Consider the following 16357-nt stretch of genomic DNA (forward strand, 5'->3'; position numbering starts at 1 on the left):
TTGAAGGCTTAATATCTCCGGGCGGTTTTTACCGCCTGGTTTCATTTTAGGGATAGTCGCAATGAAAAAATCGGTCGTAGCGGTTGGAGTGATTGTAGCGTTAGGCGTGGTCTGGACGGGTGCCTCCTGGTTTACCGGGAAACAGCTGGAAGGCCGTCTGGCTGAGATGGTGGCGCAGGCTAACGGAGAAATTAAGCGCAGCGCGCCGGAGGCGGGTCTGGAGCTGAGCTACCAGAACTATCAGCGCGGCGTGTTCACCAGCCGCATGCAGCTGGTGGTGAAGCCGGTGGCCGGTGCGGCAAACGGCTGGCTGAAGCCGGGACAGAGCGTGGTGCTGGATGAAGTGGTAAGCCACGGTCCGCTGCCGCTGGCGCAGCTAAAGTCGTTTAACCTGATCCCGTCCATGGCGTCCGTTCATACCGTACTGGTGAATAACGACGTCACTAAACCGCTGTTTGACCTGGCGAAGAATGAATCACCTTTCGACATTAACACCCGTATTAGCTACTCCGGTGATACCAGCTCTGATATCGCGCTGAAACCGCTGAACTACGAGAAAGAGAACGAAAAAGTCGCCTTCAGCGGCGGCCATTTCAAACTTGATGCGGATCGGGACGGCAACGTCTTCTCCATGACGGGTGAAGCGGAAAGCGGCCTGGTCAACGCCGTGAACGAATATAACCAAAAAGTTCAGCTCACCTTCAACAACCTGAAAGCCGACGGCAACAGCCGTATGACCGACTTTAAAGAGCGTATCGGCGATCAGAAGCTCTCCGTGGATAAAATTGCTATCGCAATTGAAGGAAAAGAGATGGCCGTGCTGGAAGGCATGGACGTTAACGGTCAATCCGACGTATCCAAAGACGGTAAGAGCATCAATACCCAGCTGGATTACACGCTGAAGAGCCTGAAAGTGCAGAATCAGGATCTGGGCACCGGCAAGCTGTCGCTGAAGATCGGCAATATCGACGGCCAGGCATGGCACGAATTTAGCCAGAAATACAGCAAAGAGAGCCAGGCGCTGCTGACCGACGCCGCGCTGCAGCAGAACCCGGAAGTGTACCAGCAGCAGGCGATGGCGGTGCTTTTCAATAACCTGCCAATCCTGCTGAAAGGCCAGCCGGTGGTCACCGTTGCGCCGCTGAGCTGGAAAAACAGCAAAGGCGAAACCAGCTTTAACCTGTCGCTGTTCCTGAAAGATCCTGCAGCCGCCACGGGTGAACCGCAGACGCTGGCGCAGGAAGTGGATCGCAGCGTGAAGTCGCTCGACAGCAAGCTGACCATCCCGATGGATATGGCGACCGAGTTTATGACCCAGATTGCGAAGCTGGAAGGCTACGGCGATGAAGATGCCGGCAAGCTGGCGAACCAGCAGGTGAAAGGTCTGGCGGCGATGGGTCAGATGTTCCGCATCACCAAAGTGGAAGACAACACCATTTCCACCAGCCTGCAATATGCCAACGGCCAGGTAACGCTGAACGGCGACAAAATGACGCTGGAAGAGTTTGTTGGCATGTTTGGTATGCCGACGCTGGGAATGCCGGAACCGGCTGAACCCGCAGCGCCAGCCGTACCGGCGGCACCGCAGCAGTAAACGTCAAAACCCCTCGCAAGAGGGGTTTTTTATTGCCCTTATCCTTTCCATCCCTGCAGGAAATCCAGCAGCAAGGCATTAACTTTCTCAGGCTGTTCCTCCTGAGGAAGATGGCCGCACTCGTCGATACCCTGCGCCCGCAGGTTATCCGCCATTTCAGCCCAGACGCTTTGCATATCGAAGAGCTTTCCGACCGCGTGAAAATCATTGCCCCACAGCGACATTACCGGACAGGCGATTTTCACGTCAGCGTCGGCAAGATCCTGCGCCACGTCTTCCGCGTTGGCGCGATAGTCAGCCATCGCGCCTCGCACGGCTCCGGGCGCCTGATACGCGCGAACATAGGTGTCAAACGCCTCGCCGCTGATGGTTGACGGATCGTAGGTCCAGTCCGAGAAAAAGTGGCGCAGCCAGATATTTTCACGTCCTGCAATCAGCGCTTCCGGTAGATCGGGCACAAGATGGAACAGGAAGAACCAGTATGCGCGGGCGATGGACGCATTCAAATCGCGCGCCACGATACGCGTTGGCACGTTATCCATGACCACCAGACGATCCACCAGCTCAGGGTAATCTTTTGCGAACCGCGTCGCGACGCGCGCCCCGCGATCGTGCCCCACCAGCACCGCCTTCTGTAACCCCAGCGCACGCATCAGCTCCCGGATGTCCCGGGCCATGTTCCGTTTATCATAGCCAGAAGCCGGTTTATCCGTTTCGCCATATCCTCGCAAATCCGGCGCGATGACGCGGTAGTGCCGGGACAATACAGGTATCTGGTAGCGCCAGGCATAGTTTGTTTCAGGAAAACCGTGCAGAAGAATAACCGGCGCGCCTTCACCCTCTTCAACCACAAACTGGCGAATGTCGTTTGCCGTTACGGTGTAACTTTTCATATTCGTAACCTCACTTTATTTCAGCAGAGGCACGTTGGCCGCACGTTGATAAGGACCGTAATTTACAGGGTTCCAGTTATAGCCCTGCTGCCAGGCGGTGATATGCCCAATACCGGGGAAAGGCAGATGCGCAGCGGCCATCCACTCGCCGTCTTTCGCCAGGGCGTTAAATTCCTGCGCCCGGGACGAGATGGCTTTTTTCGAATCGACATCAAAGCGAATAGACACTTCAGGATGCGGGAACTGGACGGCTGGCGCATGAATCAGATCCCCAATGAAGTTAATAGCCGTCCCCTGCGACGCAAAGCGATAAACGGTACTGCCGGGCGTATGGCCAACGGCATAGGCCGTCTGGACTTCCGGGATCGGCGAAGCTGGCGGAACGAAGGTTTTAAGATGTCCGGAGGCTTTATAATCAGACAATGCTTTTCGGGCGATAGCAAAATACTCTTTCGCATTAGCCGGCGCGCTCGCTTCTTTTGCAGGATCAAGCCAGTAGTCGGCCTCCCCCTGCGGTACGTAGACGGTGGCATTGGGGAACAACGCTTTACCGTCTGCATCGCTCAGGCCACACACGTGGTCAAGATGCAGGTGAGTCAGGAAAATGGTATCAACCTGCTCAGGACGATAGCCTGATGCTTTCATATTGTTAACCAGCTGGCCGGCCGTTTCCGGCACGCAGTGCCCCGCTCCGCTGTCAATCATGACCAGATGTTTACCGGTATTAACCAGGAAAGCGTTAAAAGCGGTCGGCATGCGGTCGGCATCGATTTTATGCTGAGCCAGCAGTTTACGAACCTTGTCGTCTGAAAGACCGTGTAGTAATGACGGCGAAAGGTCGTTATAGCCGTCGAACAGCGCCGTGACCTCGTATTCCCCTACCGCCAGACGATAATAGCCGGGGACCTGCTGCATCACCTGCGCAGGTGCGTCAGCCCAGGCGGCACTTACCAGCAACAGGCTGCTGAATGCCAGAACCGTTTTCAACTTTTTCATCTTCACTCCAGATTGATATTTTTCAGGTTGTGAAGAGACTATGGCAGCGTAACGATAAATACTGTAGATATGTACTTTGATAAGGCAGCATAGCGAAAAACGATATAATGAAACTGGAAGACGTTGAAGTGTTTGTCGAAGCGATTAAGGCGGGTAGCCTGGCGGGCGCCGCGCGTCGGCTCTCAATGAGCGCCATGGCGGCGTCACGCTCTCTTAACAATCTTGAGGCTGAGCTGGGGGTCAGGCTGGTGCATCGCACCACGCGATCCCTCTCACCGACCAGCGATGGTGACGTTTTTTTGCCGCATGCGCAGGCGTTGCTGGAAGATAAAAATAACGCGCTGGCCGATCTGTTTCCTGATGGTACGCACCTGTCCGGACGCCTTCGCATTACCGCCTCAGCGGCGTTTGGACGCAAGATCGTTGCACCGATGTTGCCGCTGTTTATGCAGCAACATCCTGCCCTGCAGGTCGACCTGCTGGCAACCGATGAGCAAATTGATATTGTCGGGAAAGGCATAGACGTGGCGTTACGCATTGCACCGCTGCGCGATAACCGGTTAGTTGCACACCGCATCTGTGATAACCCCCGCGAGCTTTGCGCCAGCGCGGAGTATCTCGCCGCGTACGGTTCACCGAAATTGCTTAACGATCTGGCTGGGCATAGCTGCCTGACCACCTCAGATACGACACACTGGTCATTTGAGAAGGGTGAACAGCGCTACAAACAAAAGGTGTCAGGCCGATTCTCGGCTAACTCTATTGAGGCGATTTTCGAGGCTTGTCTGGGGGGACTCGGCATCGCAAATTTATCTCGCTGGTACGTAGAGCCCGCCATTGCTGAGCGTAAACTCGTGCGGATCGTCCTGGAAGATGCTCAGCCGGAATCGCTGGCCATTTGGGCGGTTTACCCGACCTCCCGGCTGATCCCGGCAAAAGTACGAAAATTTGTAGAAGCCCTGGAGACACATCTGACGCTCAACCCGCTAACGCAGCAGAGCTGAGTTATTTCACCGTCACCAGCCGCGCCGCCACAATCTGGTGCCCGGACTGGACATCCGTGTTGTCGATGCGCTGCATAATTCTGTCTGCCAGCGTGTAGCCCATCTCCCGCGCAGGGGTGGTAGCCCAGACTATCGGCAGGTCATCCAGCGCGTTTTCACCAACGTCGGCGAACGCCCCTAACGCCACCTGATGGCCGAAGAAGGTTTCCACCCCGCCCTCGCCGCTCTGACGCCCGGCGCGGATCAGGCCAAACCAGGCACCCATGGCAATCACATCGTTGTAGCAAATCACGGCGCTGATCGTCGGATTGCTTCGCAGCAGCGCGCCTATCGCTTCCGCCGCTTTCTTCTGGCTGGATTCACACTCCACGACCCATTCGCTGTGGAACGGCAGGCCGTATTTAATCAGCGTCGCGCAGTAGCCGCCGACCCGCTCGGCGCGCGTCAGGGAGGAGCTTTTCCCTCCCAGCCAGGCAATGCGCTGATGCCCGCGGCGAATAAGATGTTCGGTCAACATTTGCGCGGCCTGCATGTTATCCGGGCGCAGCGTATCGGCCTCGTCCAGATAGCTGGCGCGCGAGGCGAACACCAGCGGCACGCCTTTTTCGGCGGCACGCTCGCACAGTTCGCTACCCACGCCCGACGCTCCGGCGACGATCACTCCGTCAACCCCCTGGGTCAGCAGCATATCGAGACGGGAGAGAAGCTGCCCGGCCTCGCGCCCGCCGTGCAGCAGAAAGACCATCCGCCCCTGCGCTTCCAGCGCTTCGGTTAACCCGGCGGTCAGCTCCGCATAGAAAGGTGACGTCAGGTCGCGGACAATCAGGCCAATCACCCCGCTTTGCCCGCCGCGCAGCGCCGACGCCTGACGGTTACGCACAAAGCCCAGCTGTTCAACCGCCTCGTTCACCCTCTGGCCGGTTGCGGGCGAGATGCGCCCTTTACCACTGAGCACGAGAGAAACGGTGCTGACGGAAACCCCCGCCGCCAGTGCGACATCGTTGATGGTGACTTTTTTCGCTACAGCCATGTGTCAGCGTGACTCCCTGAAATGAGATCGGTAAAACGTTTTATCAATACGTTATCTTTATACTACCAGTCAAAGCCTGAGAATGTGATTTAGCGCGCACTAAACTTTGATAAAACGTTTTATCTTCTCGCAGCATTGAAGCAGGCAAACTGATTTTAACAATAAAGGAGTCGTTTTATGACGGCGAAAACAGCACAAAAAATATCGCTGTGGGAGTTTTTCCAGCAACTGGGTAAAACCTTTATGCTGCCCGTGGCGCTCCTCTCGTTCTGCGGGATCATGCTCGGGATCGGCAGTTCGCTGAGCAGTAAAGACGTCATCACGCTGATCCCGTTCCTCGGTACTCCCGTGCTGCAGGCGATCTTTATCTGGATGAGTAAGGTCGGCTCCTTCGCGTTTAGCTTCCTGCCCGTGATGTTCTGCATCGCCATCCCGCTGGGCCTGGCCCGCGAGAATAAAGGTGTCGCGGCGTTTGCCGGGTTTGTGGGTTACGCCGTGATGAACCTGGCGGTTAACTTCTGGCTGACCGCGAAAGGCATTCTGCCGACGACCGATGCTGCCGTGCTGAAGGCCAACAACATTCAGAGCGTGATTGGCATCCAGTCTATTGATACCGGGATCCTCGGAGCGGTGATCGCCGGGGTGATTATCTGGATGCTGCACGAACGCTTCCACAATATCCGCCTGCCGGATGCTCTGGCCTTCTTCGGCGGTACCCGCTTCGTGCCGATTGTCACCCTGGTGGTCATGGGTCTGTTCGGCCTGATCATTCCGCTGATCTGGCCGGTCTTTGCGATGGGCATCAACGGCATTGGCCGCATCATCAACGGCGCGGGAGATTTTGGTCCGATGATCTTCGGCACCGGCGAGCGTCTGCTGCTGCCGTTCGGCCTGCAGCATATCCTGGTGGCCCTGATTCGCTTCACCGAAGCGGGCGGTACCATGGAGGTGTGCGGTCACGACGTGAGCGGTGCGCTGACCATCTTCCAGGCGCAGCTGAGCTGTCCGACTACCCACGGCTTCTCTGAAAGCGCCACCCGCTTCCTGTCTCAGGGTAAAATGCCGGCCTTCCTCGGCGGCCTGCCGGGTGCCGCGCTGGCGATGTACCACTGCGCGCGCCCGGAAAACCGACATAAAATTAAAGGGCTGCTGATCTCCGGCGTGATTGCCTGCGTCGTGGGCGGTACCACCGAGCCTATCGAATTCCTGTTCCTGTTTGTTGCGCCGGTGCTTTATCTCATCCACGCGCTGCTGACCGGCCTGGGCTTTACCGTGATGGCGGTGCTGGGCGTCACCATCGGCAACACCGACGGCAACGTGATTGACTTCGTGGTGTTCGGGATCCTGCACGGCCTGTCAACCAAGTGGTATCTGGTGCCGGTCGTGGCGGCTATCTGGTTCGCGGTGTACTACGGTATCTTCCGCTTCGCCATCACCCGCTTTAACCTGAAAACGCCGGGCCGCGATACCGATACCGCCACCAGCGTTGAGCAGGCGGTGGCCGGTACTGTGGGCAAATCCGGGTATAACACCCCTGCCATTCTGGCTGCGCTGGGCGGTGCGGATAACATTACCTCGCTGGATAACTGCATCACCCGCCTGCGTCTGTCGGTGGCGGATATGTCAAAAGTAGATACCAACGCCCTGAAAGCCAACCGGGCCATCGGCGTGGTACAGTTAAATCAGCACAATTTGCAGGTGGTTATCGGCCCGCAGGTTCAGTCAGTGAAAGATGAGCTGGCAACCCTGATGCGAACAGTAGAAGCCTGATGCCTCAACCCCCTCTCATGAGGGGGTTTTACTTTAAGGATTAACGTCATGTTTGATTTTTCTACCGTCGTGGATCGTCACGGCACTTGGTGTACGCAGTGGGACTACGTCGCCGACCGCTTTGGCGCGGCGGATCTGCTGCCCTTCACCATCTCGGATATGGACTTCGCCACCGCCCCCTGCATTACCGACGCGCTGCATCAGCGCATCAACCACGGCGTGCTGGGCTACAGCCGCTGGAAAAACGACGAGTTTCTTGCCGCTGTTGAGCACTGGTTTCGGCAGCGCTTTAACAGCCGCATTGATAAAGAAACCATCGTTTATGGCCCTTCCGTCATCTACATGGTGTCAGAGCTGATCCGCCTCTGGTCAAAGCCCGGTGACGGCGTGGTGGTTCACACCCCGGCGTACGATGCGTTTTACAACGCCATTGGAGGCAATGCGCGTCAGGTTGTGGCTGTTGAGATGGAAAAGCAGGCGACTGGCTGGCAGGGCAATATGGCGGCGCTTGAAGCGGCCCTGGCGAAACCGGAAAATAAAATTCTGCTGCTGTGCAGCCCGCAGAACCCGACCGGCAAGGTCTGGACGCGGGGTGAATTGACGCAGATGGCGGAACTCTGTGAGCGCTATGACGTGGCGGTTATCAGCGATGAAATTCATATGGACATGGTCTGGGGGGCACATCGCCACATCCCGTGGAATGCGGTAGCACGCGGCAAATGGGCGCTTCTCACCTCCGGCTCGAAAAGCTTTAATATTCCGGCACTGACGGGCGCATACGGCCTGATCGGCGATGAAGAGAGCCGTAACGGCTATCTCAGCGCGCTAAAAGGACGGGATGGGCTCTCTTCCCCTTCAGTGCTGGCGCTGACGGCCCATATCGCCGCCTATCAGCAGGGAGAGCCATGGCTGGATGCCTTGCGTCGTTATCTGGAAGAGAATCTGCTTTATATCGCACAGGAATTAAACAGTGCTTTTCCGAAACTGAACTGGCAGCCGCCAGAAGCAACCTATCTGGCCTGGATTGACCTGCGCCCGCTGAACATTGACGACAGGGCACTGCAAAAAGTGCTGATCGAGCAGCAAAAAGTCGCCATCATGCCGGGATACACGTACGGAAACGAGGGTAACGGCTTCGTGCGCCTTAACGCCGGCTGCCCACGCAGCAAGCTGGAACAAGGGGTTCAGCGCCTCATCGCCGGGATCAACACGCTCCTGTAATTTGTTTGCGCAACGGAATATTCCCTTGCGCAAATAGCTTTTTACCCCGTTTTGTTTTTATAATATGGCGCACTTTAACCCGAAAAGAGTGCGACCATGATTGATACACGCCTGCCCTTAACTGATATTCATCGTCACCTTGACGGTAACATTCGTGCCCAAACCATCCTCGATCTTGGCCGCCAGTTCAACTTAACGCTTCCCGCTCAGACGCTTGAGTCGTTGATCCCACACGTACAGGTCACCTCCAATGAACCGGACCTGGTCAGTTTCCTGAGCAAACTCGACTGGGGCGTGAAGATGCTGGCCTCGCTGGATGCCTGCCGCCGCGTGGCGTTTGAGAACATTGAAGACGCGGCCCGTAACGGCCTGCACTACGTTGAGCTGCGCTTCTCGCCGGGCTATATGGCGATGACCCACAACCTGCCCGTTGCAGGCGTGGTGGAAGCCGTCATTGAAGGCGTCCGCGAAGGGTGTAAAACGTTCGACGTTCAGGCCCGCCTGATCGGCATTATGAGCCGCACGTTCGGCGAAGCCGCCTGCCTGCAGGAGCTCGAAGCGCTGCTGGCGCACCGCGATGCCATCACCGCCGTCGACCTCGCCGGCGATGAGCTGGGCTTCCCCGGCAGCCTGTTCCTCTCCCACTTCAACCGCGCGCGCGATGCCGGCTGGCACATTACCGTCCATGCGGGTGAAGCAGCGGGCCCGGAAAGCATCTGGCAGGCCATCCGCGAGCTGGGCGCCGAGCGTATCGGCCACGGCGTGAAGGCGGTAGAAGACCGCGCGCTGATGGATTTCCTGGCGGAGCAGCGCATCGGCATTGAGTCGTGCCTGACGTCCAACATTCAGACCAGCACCGTGGCAACGCTGGCGCAGCACCCGCTGAAAACGTTCCTTGAGCACGGCGTGCTGGCCTCGCTGAACACGGACGACCCGGCGGTTCAGGGCGTGGATATCATCCACGAGTACAACATCGCCGCACCGCAGGCGGGCCTGAGCCGCGAGCAGATCCGCCAGGCGCAGATCAACGGGCTGGAGATCGCCTTCCTTACGCCTGCAGAGAAGCAGGCGCTGCGGGATAAGGTGGCAACCGCGTAAACCCTTTTGCCGGGTGGCGGCTACGCCTTACCCGGCCTACAACAACGTCAAAACTTATGCCAGACAGAGCGTGGCGCGATGTTTGGCAGATTCGATCCCCAGCTCAATCAGCTCCATAATCTGAATCGCCTGGCTGGCCGGAACCGGATTCTCCCCCGTGCCGTTAAGCGCATCGCGGATGGCAGCATAATAAGCCGGATAGTTACCCGGGATCGTTAACAGGGTTTCCTCAACCAGCTCCTCACCTTCCGTCCGTGTCACGACGCCGTCGCGCATATCATAGCCCCAGTCTTCCTGCGGCAGACGTTCACCGTTTTTGAGGCGGTCTTCCTGCGGATCGAGGCCAAACTTCACGTAGCTCCCGCGCGTGCCGTGGATGATATAGCGGGCAGATTCCGCGGCCGCGACCATCGTGCCGTGCAGCACAATCCGCCGCTGCGGGTAACTCAACACCGCGTGGAAGTAATCCGTTGTCTGCGCACCGGGCCTCAGCTGGGCCAGATCGACCGTCATGCTCACCGGCAGCCCAAACAGATTCACGGCCTGGTCCAGCAGATGCGGGGCTAAATCGTACCAGATGCCGCTGCCCGGACCGGCCTGCTCGCGCCAGCGGTTTCTCACCTGCGGACGGAAGCGGTCAAAATGTGATTCAAAAAAAACAATCTCTCCTAACGTGCCTTCCCCGAGAAGCGTTTTAACCGTCAGGAAGTCGCTGTCCCAGCGGCGGTTATGGAAAACGGACAGCACTCTGCCCAGGCTTTTTCCCAGCGCCTCCAGCTCACGCGCCTGTGACAACGTCACGGTGAAGGGTTTGTCAACAACGACGTGCTTCCCGGCTTCCAGCGCGGCTTTCGCCAGCGGGAAGTGCGTGTCGTTCGGGGTGGGAATAACAATTAAATCGATATTCGGATCGTTGAAAAGGTGTTTAGGCTCGGAGACAACCGGCACTGCGGGCCAGTCAGCGTGGACTTTGGCGGCGTCGCTGCTGGATACCGCCGCCAGCGCCATTCCCGGCGTTCCGGCTATCAGAGGCGCATGAAACGTTTTGCTCGCGTACCCGTAGCCTATAAGCCCGACGCGGATGTTATCACTCATCGTGTTGTCCTCTTTTTGCGTTTCTTATTTCATACTGGCTTTTCTGGCATTGTCCTCATTAATAATGAGCCATGGCGCTTAAAATAGCAGGCTGTACCGGCTATTTTTGTTACATAGTATTAACCTTCTGATTTTGTTTAAGGGAATCGTTCCCAAAGCGCTTGCCGTCAGAGAAACAGCGCTGTAACATTTGCGACCTGTATTTATGGATAAATTACAACAGTGAATCATGGCATCAATTATTAATCGAATCATTGAATTAGCGGGATGGATTGTTCTTGGGGTTTCGGTCATTTTGCTCGGCGTAGCCAGCCATATTGATAACTACCAGCCGCCGGAGCCTGCTGCCGTCACCCATCCTAAGTAACCGGTTGCTGCTTTAAAGAGTGACATAATGTGTCAGTTTCGTATTGCCAGCCCTGGTGAACGCGGTTAACCTTCTCTTCCAGGCATCACCTTCGGTGCCTGAATTTCAGCAAAGAAAACTCCTAATTTCGTCGCGTTATCTGAGTGGGCTGTTTACGTCTGTATTAATCCGTTTATTATTCGACCGAATTACCTTAACTGGTATTACTCACTTTTATATGGAAAATTATTAATATGACAGTTCAGGACTATTTATTAAAATTTCGCAAGATCAATTCGCTTGAGAGCCTGGAAAAACTGTTTGACCATCTGAACTACACCCTGTCGGATAATCAGGACATCATCAATATGTATCGCGCCGCTGACCATCGCCGTGCGGAGCTGGTCTCCGGCGGTCGCTTGTTCAACGTCGGCGAGGTGCCGAAGTCCGTATGGCGTTACGTTTTATAAGAAAGTAGCCATCCGCGCGAAATGTTATATACTCTCCGCCCTGCAAACTGGCTGTACAACATTTCGCGCAGATAATGGGAGAGTTCATGACCGCAACGCCTGGAGAACGCATCGGAGGCTGGTTAATCGCCCCACTGGCATGGCTGCTGGTTGCCTTATTAAGCGCATCGCTTGCGCTGCTGCTTTATACCACCGCACTGATTACCCCTCACGCTATTCAGACCCTGATGTCGCAAAGCGTGCTGAATATAGCGATGTGGTTTGTGTCGTTCGTTTTCGCGATTGGGATGTGGTACTACACCCTGTGGCTGACTATCGCCTTCTTTAAGCGCCGCAAGAGTGTGCCTAAGCACTACATTATCTGGCTGCTCATTTCGGTCCTGCTGGCGGTTAAAGCGTTTGCTTTCTCGCCCGTGTCTGACGCGCTTGCTGTCCGCCAGCTGCTTTTCCCGTTACTGGCCGCGGCGCTGCTGGTGCCCTATTTCAAACGTTCAACGCGTGTGAAAAACACCTTCGTGAACCCGTAATAACCTTACAGATAACCTGTTGTCGCCTGCCCCGGTTTGTCCGATAATAGGCGGCTTTTTTATTTCAGGCTAAATAATGACCGATTACTTACTGCTCTTTGTCGGCACCGTGCTGGTTAACAACTTCGTTCTGGTGAAGTTCCTTGGCCTGTGCCCGTTTATGGGCGTGTCCAAAAAGCTGGAAACAGCGATGGGCATGGGGCTGGCGACGACCTTCGTCATGACGCTGGCGTCTATCTGTGCGTGGTTGATTGACACCTGGATCCTCATCCCGCTGGGGTTAATCTATCTCCGCACGCTGGCGTTTATTCTGGTCATTGCGGTTGTAGTGCAATTTACCGAAATGGTGGTACGCAAAACCAGCCCGGCGCTCTATCGCCTGCTGGGTATCTTCCTGCCGCTGATCACCACCAATTGTGCGGTGCTTGGCGTGGCGCTGCTGAACATCAACCTTGGCCATAATTTTATGCAATCGGCGCTGTACGGTTTCTCCGCCGCTGTCGGTTTCTCATTTGTTATGGTGCTGTTCGCGTCGATTCGCGAACGTCTGGCAGCAGCGGATATCCCTGCGCCATTTCGCGGTAATGCCATTGCGCTGGTGACCGCGGGTTTAATGTCTCTGGCCTTTATGGGCTTTAGTGGTCTGGTGAAGTTGTAATGAGTGCTATCTGGATTGCCATCGCCTCTATCAGCGTCCTGGGGTTGGTGTTTGGCCTTATCCTGGGTTACGCCTCCCGCCGTTTCGCGGTAGAGGACGATCCTGTTGTTGAAAAAATTGATGAGCTTTTGCCGCAAAGTCAGTGTGGACAGTGCGGCTACCCGGGCTGCCGCCCTTACGCTGAAGCGGTAGGCATTCAGGGTGAAAAAATTAACCGCTGTGCGCCCGGCGGCGAAGCGGTGATGCTGAAAATTGCCGCCCTGCTTAACGTCGATCCGCAGCCCGTTGATGGCGATGCGGAAGTCCAGGAGCCGGTTCGCGCCCTCGCGGTGATCGACGAAGCAAACTGCATCGGCTGCACCAAATGTATTCAGGCCTGTCCGGTCGACGCCATTGTTGGCGCGACCCGCGCCATGCACACCGTTGTGGCGGATCTCTGCACCGGCTGTAACCTCTGCGTGGCCCCCTGCCCGACGCAATGTATAGAGCTGCGCCCGGTTGAAACGACTACCGAAAGCTGGAAGTGGGATCTTCAAACCATTCCGGTTCGCAATATTCCTGTGGAACAACATGCTTAAGTTATTTTCTGCTTTCAGAAAAGAGAAGATCTGGGACTTTGACGGCGGTATCCATCCGCCAGAGATGAAAACCCAGTCCAACGGCACGCCGCTGCGTCAAATTCCGCTGGCGACGCGTTACGTCATGCCGCTCAAGCAGCATATTGGCGCTGAGGGCGAGCTGTGCGTGAAAGAAGGCGATACGGTGCTGCGCGGTCAGCCGCTGACCTTCGGACGCGGACGTATGCTGCCGGTACACGCCCCTACTTCCGGGAAAGTGGTGGCGATTGCCCCTCATACGGTGGCGCATCCGTCCGCGCTGTCGGAACTGAGCGTGATTATTGAAGCCGACGGCGAAGATCGCTGGATTGACCGTGACGGCTGGAGCGACTACCGCAGCCAGAGCCGCGAAGCGCTCATCGAGCGTATTCATCAGTTCGGCGTCGCCGGGCTTGGCGGCGCGGGCTTCCCGACCGGCGTCAAGCTGCGCGGCGGTGGCGATAAGATTCAGACGCTGATTATCAACGCCGCCGAGTGCGAGCCGTACATCACCGCCGACGATCGTCTGATGCAGGATTGCGCCGCCCAGGTGGTGGAAGGCATCCGCATCCTTGCCCACATCTTACAGCCGCGAGAAGTGCTGATTGGTATCGAAGACAATAAACCGCAGGCTATTTCAATGCTGCGCGCCGTACTGGCCGGTAGCCATGATATCGCCCTGCGCGTTATTCCGACCAAGTACCCCTCTGGCGGCGCAAAACAGCTGACGCAAATCCTCACCGGCAAGCAGGTCCCGCACGGCGGACGCTCTTCGGATATCGGCGTGCTGATGCAAAACGTCGGCACCGCTTACGCCGTCAAGCGTGCGGTGATTGACGGCGAGCCGTTGACCGAGCGCGTGGTAACGCTGACCGGAGAGTCTGTCTCTCGTCCGGGTAACGTCTGGGCGCGCCTCGGCACGCCGGTGCGCCATCTGCTGGAACAGGCTGAATTTTGCCCTGCCAGCGACCAGATGGTGATCATGGGCGGTCCGCTGATGGGCTTTACCCTGCCGTGGCTCGACGTTCCGGTAGTGAAGATCACCAACTGCCTGCTCGCCCCTTCCCCAACCGAAATGGGGGAGGAGCAGGAAGAGAAAGGCTGCATCCGCTGCAGCGCCTGTGCCGATGCCTGCCCGGCGGATCTCCTGCCGCAGCAGCTGTACTGGTACAGCAAAGGCCAGCAGCACGATAAAGCCAAAGCCCATAACCTGGCCGACTGCATCGAATGCGGCGCCTGCGCCTGGGTCTGCCCAAGCAACATTCCGCTGGTGCAGTACTTCCGCCAGGAGAAGGCCGAGATTTATGCCATCTCCATGGAAGAAAAACGCGCCGCGGAAGCCAAGGCACGTTTCGAAGCGCGTCAGGCGCGTCTCGAACGTGAGAAGATGGCTCGTCAGGAGCGACATAAGCAGGCCGCCGTTCAGCCTGTCGGGAAGGATCAGGATGCAATCAACGCCGCACTGGCGCGCGTTCGCGAGAAAAAAGCCAGTGCCGCCCAGACGCTGGTGATCCAGGCCGGTGAAAAACCGGATAACAGCGAAGCGATTGCCGCCCGCGAAGCGCGTAAAGCTGCGGCCCGCGCCCGTCAGGCGGAAAAAGCGCAAGCTGCGCAGCCGGAAGCTGAAATCGATCCACGCAAAGCCGCCGTCGAAGCGGCGATTGCCCGTGCCAAAGCGCGCAAGGCTGGGGAGCAGCCAGTGGTGGTTGAACAGGAACCGGTCGATCCGCGTAAAGCTGCCGTTGAAGCGGCGATTGCCCGCGCCAAAGCGCGCAAAGCAGCGCAGCAGGCGCCAGCCGCAGAACCTGAAGCACCGGTCGACCCACGTAAAGCCGCCGTTGAAGCGGCGATAGCCCGCGCCAAAGCGCGCAAAGCAGCACAGCAGGAAGAGCAGCCGCAGGCCGCCAACGATGACCCGCGCAAGGCCGCCGTCGCCGCCGCCATTGCGCGCGTTCAGGCAAAGAAAGCCGCACAGCAAGCCGTAAACGAGGATTAAATGGTTTTCAGAATCGCAAGTTCCCCTTACACCCACAATCAGCGCCAGACCTCGCGCATCATGATGCTGGTCTGCCTGGCCGCGCTGCCGGGCATTGCCGTTCAGTGCTGGTTTTTCGGCTGGGGAACTCTGTTCCAGATAGCTCTTGGATGCGCCAGCGCCGTCGCCGCGGAAGCCCTCGTGCTGAAGCTGCGCAAGATGGCGGTTTCCCGCATCCTGGCGGACAACTCCGCTCTGCTGACCGGCCTGCTGCTGGCCATCAGCATTCCCCCGCTTGCCCCGTGGTGGATGGTGGTGCTCGGCACCGTGTTTGCCGTGATTATTGCCAAACAGCTCTATGGCGGCCTCGGTCATAACCCGTTTAACCCGGCGATGATTGGCTACGTGGTGCTGCTGATCTCCTTCCCGGTACAGATGACCAGCTGGCTGCCACCGCACGAGATTGCGGCCACGGTTCCCGGCATTATGGATGCTCTGCAGGTGATCTTTACCGGCCATACGGCGCTGGGTGCTGATATGAACGCGCTGCGTATGGGCGTGGACGGTATCAGCCAGGCGACGCCGCTCGATACGTTTAAAACGTCCCTGCACGCCGGGCACAGCGTTGAGCAAATCATGAAGTCCGCCATCTACAGCGGCGTGCTGGCGGGAGCCGGCTGGCAGTGGGTCAACCTGGCGTATCTGCTGGGCGGCCTGTTCCTGTTGCAGCAGAAGGCCATCCGCTGGCATATTCCGGTCAGCTTCCTGGTAACGCTGGCGGTCTGCGCCACGCTGGGCTGGGTATTCTCTCCTGAATCGCTGGCCAGCCCGCAGATGCACCTGCTCTCCGGCGCGACCATGCTGGGTGCCTTCTTTATCCTGACGGATCCGGTGACGGCCTCCACCACCAACCGCGGTCGCCTGATCTTCGGCGCGCTGGCTGGCCTGCTGGTCTGGCTCATCCGCAGCTTCGGCGGCTATCCGGACGGCGTGGCGTTTGCCGTCCTGCTCGCCAATATTACCGTTCCGCTCATCGACTATTACACGCGTCCGCGCGTGTACGGCCATCGCTAAGGGTTTCGCC

At 57.5% G+C, this 16357-nt stretch carries 16 protein-coding genes; 12 read left to right on the forward strand and 4 right to left on the reverse strand.

What is annotated here, in order from left to right; translation table 11 throughout:
* Positions 1–61 precede the first annotated feature (61 nt).
* Complete coding sequence (locus INF77_RS15980) at positions 62–1594, forward strand: YdgA family protein (protein WP_193531787.1); 1533 nt, start codon at positions 62–64, stop codon at positions 1592–1594.
* 38 nt (positions 1595–1632) lie between these two features.
* Here the strand turns inward: INF77_RS15980 and INF77_RS15985 are convergent, their stop codons facing one another.
* Both INF77_RS15985 and INF77_RS15990 read right to left on the reverse strand, forming a co-directional pair.
* The gene (locus INF77_RS15985; protein ID WP_150143605.1) at positions 1633–2487 is read right to left on the reverse strand and encodes an alpha/beta fold hydrolase; all 855 of its coding nucleotides are present in this window, start codon (positions 2485–2487) and stop codon (positions 1633–1635) included.
* A 15-nt stretch (positions 2488–2502) separates the two neighbouring features.
* Complete coding sequence (locus tag INF77_RS15990) at positions 2503–3483, reverse strand: MBL fold metallo-hydrolase (RefSeq protein ID WP_193531786.1); 981 nt, start codon at positions 3481–3483, stop codon at positions 2503–2505.
* A 107-nt stretch (positions 3484–3590) separates the two neighbouring features.
* Here INF77_RS15990 and INF77_RS15995 point away from each other — a divergent pair, with 107 nt between their 5' ends.
* The gene (locus INF77_RS15995; RefSeq protein ID WP_088205345.1) at positions 3591–4487 is read left to right on the forward strand and encodes a LysR family transcriptional regulator; all 897 of its coding nucleotides are present in this window, start codon (positions 3591–3593) and stop codon (positions 4485–4487) included.
* 1 nt (position 4488) lies between these two features.
* On the opposite strand, the gene INF77_RS16000 is transcribed toward INF77_RS15995, so the two are convergent.
* Positions 4489–5517: a Mal regulon transcriptional regulator MalI gene (locus tag INF77_RS16000; protein ID WP_028012924.1), complete on the reverse strand. Its 1029-nt coding sequence runs from the start codon at positions 5515–5517 to the stop codon at positions 4489–4491.
* Positions 5518–5694: 177 nt separating this feature from the next.
* On the opposite strand from INF77_RS16000, the gene malX reads away from it, so the two are divergent.
* The 3 genes from malX (at position 5695) to add (ending at position 9606) form a co-directional block, all read left to right on the forward strand.
* Positions 5695–7287: a maltose/glucose-specific PTS transporter subunit IIBC gene (malX, locus tag INF77_RS16005; protein WP_028012923.1), complete on the forward strand. Its 1593-nt coding sequence runs from the start codon at positions 5695–5697 to the stop codon at positions 7285–7287.
* A 48-nt stretch (positions 7288–7335) separates the two neighbouring features.
* Positions 7336–8508 (forward strand): MalY/PatB family protein, encoded by a 1173-nt coding sequence (locus INF77_RS16010; protein ID WP_193531785.1) that lies wholly within the window; start codon positions 7336–7338, stop codon positions 8506–8508.
* A 96-nt stretch (positions 8509–8604) separates the two neighbouring features.
* Entirely contained in the window at positions 8605–9606 is a 1002-nt protein-coding gene (gene add, locus INF77_RS16015) for an adenosine deaminase (RefSeq protein WP_047368418.1), read from the forward strand.
* A gap of 54 nt (positions 9607–9660) precedes the next feature.
* On the opposite strand, the gene INF77_RS16020 is transcribed toward add, so the two are convergent.
* A complete protein-coding gene (locus INF77_RS16020; protein WP_193531784.1) occupies positions 9661–10701 on the reverse strand; it encodes an oxidoreductase in 1041 nt (346 codons plus the stop codon).
* A gap of 241 nt (positions 10702–10942) precedes the next feature.
* Here INF77_RS16020 and blr point away from each other — a divergent pair, with 241 nt between their 5' ends.
* From blr to rsxD, 7 genes are all read left to right on the forward strand, one after another.
* Positions 10943–11068 carry a division septum protein Blr gene (blr, locus tag INF77_RS16025; protein WP_168733269.1) on the forward strand — a complete coding sequence of 42 codons (126 nt, stop codon included), beginning with the start codon at positions 10943–10945 and terminating at the stop codon, positions 11066–11068.
* A 233-nt stretch (positions 11069–11301) separates the two neighbouring features.
* Positions 11302–11517, forward strand: coding sequence for a transcription modulator YdgT (gene ydgT / locus INF77_RS16030; RefSeq protein ID WP_013096896.1), 216 nt, complete (start codon positions 11302–11304; stop codon positions 11515–11517).
* An 86-nt stretch (positions 11518–11603) separates the two neighbouring features.
* Positions 11604–12044, forward strand: coding sequence for a DUF2569 domain-containing protein (locus INF77_RS16035; protein ID WP_023311379.1), 441 nt, complete (start codon positions 11604–11606; stop codon positions 12042–12044).
* Positions 12045–12120: 76 nt separating this feature from the next.
* Positions 12121–12702 carry an electron transport complex subunit RsxA gene (rsxA, locus tag INF77_RS16040; RefSeq protein ID WP_028012919.1) on the forward strand — a complete coding sequence of 194 codons (582 nt, stop codon included), beginning with the start codon at positions 12121–12123 and terminating at the stop codon, positions 12700–12702.
* The gene (rsxB, locus tag INF77_RS16045) at positions 12702–13280 is read left to right on the forward strand and encodes an electron transport complex subunit RsxB (RefSeq protein WP_032640037.1); all 579 of its coding nucleotides are present in this window, start codon (positions 12702–12704) and stop codon (positions 13278–13280) included. The genes rsxA and rsxB overlap by 1 nt, the downstream gene beginning before the upstream one ends.
* Positions 13273–15294 carry an electron transport complex subunit RsxC gene (rsxC, locus tag INF77_RS16050; protein WP_193531783.1) on the forward strand — a complete coding sequence of 674 codons (2022 nt, stop codon included), beginning with the start codon at positions 13273–13275 and terminating at the stop codon, positions 15292–15294. Before rsxB ends, rsxC begins: the two co-directional genes overlap by 8 nt.
* Entirely contained in the window at positions 15295–16347 is a 1053-nt protein-coding gene (rsxD, locus tag INF77_RS16055; protein ID WP_049138880.1) for an electron transport complex subunit RsxD, read from the forward strand.
* Positions 16348–16357: the final 10 nt, after the last annotated feature.

The sequence above is a fragment of the Enterobacter cloacae complex sp. P1B genome (assembly GCF_014982345.1).
Lineage (GTDB): Bacteria > Pseudomonadota > Gammaproteobacteria > Enterobacterales > Enterobacteriaceae > Enterobacter > Enterobacter bugandensis.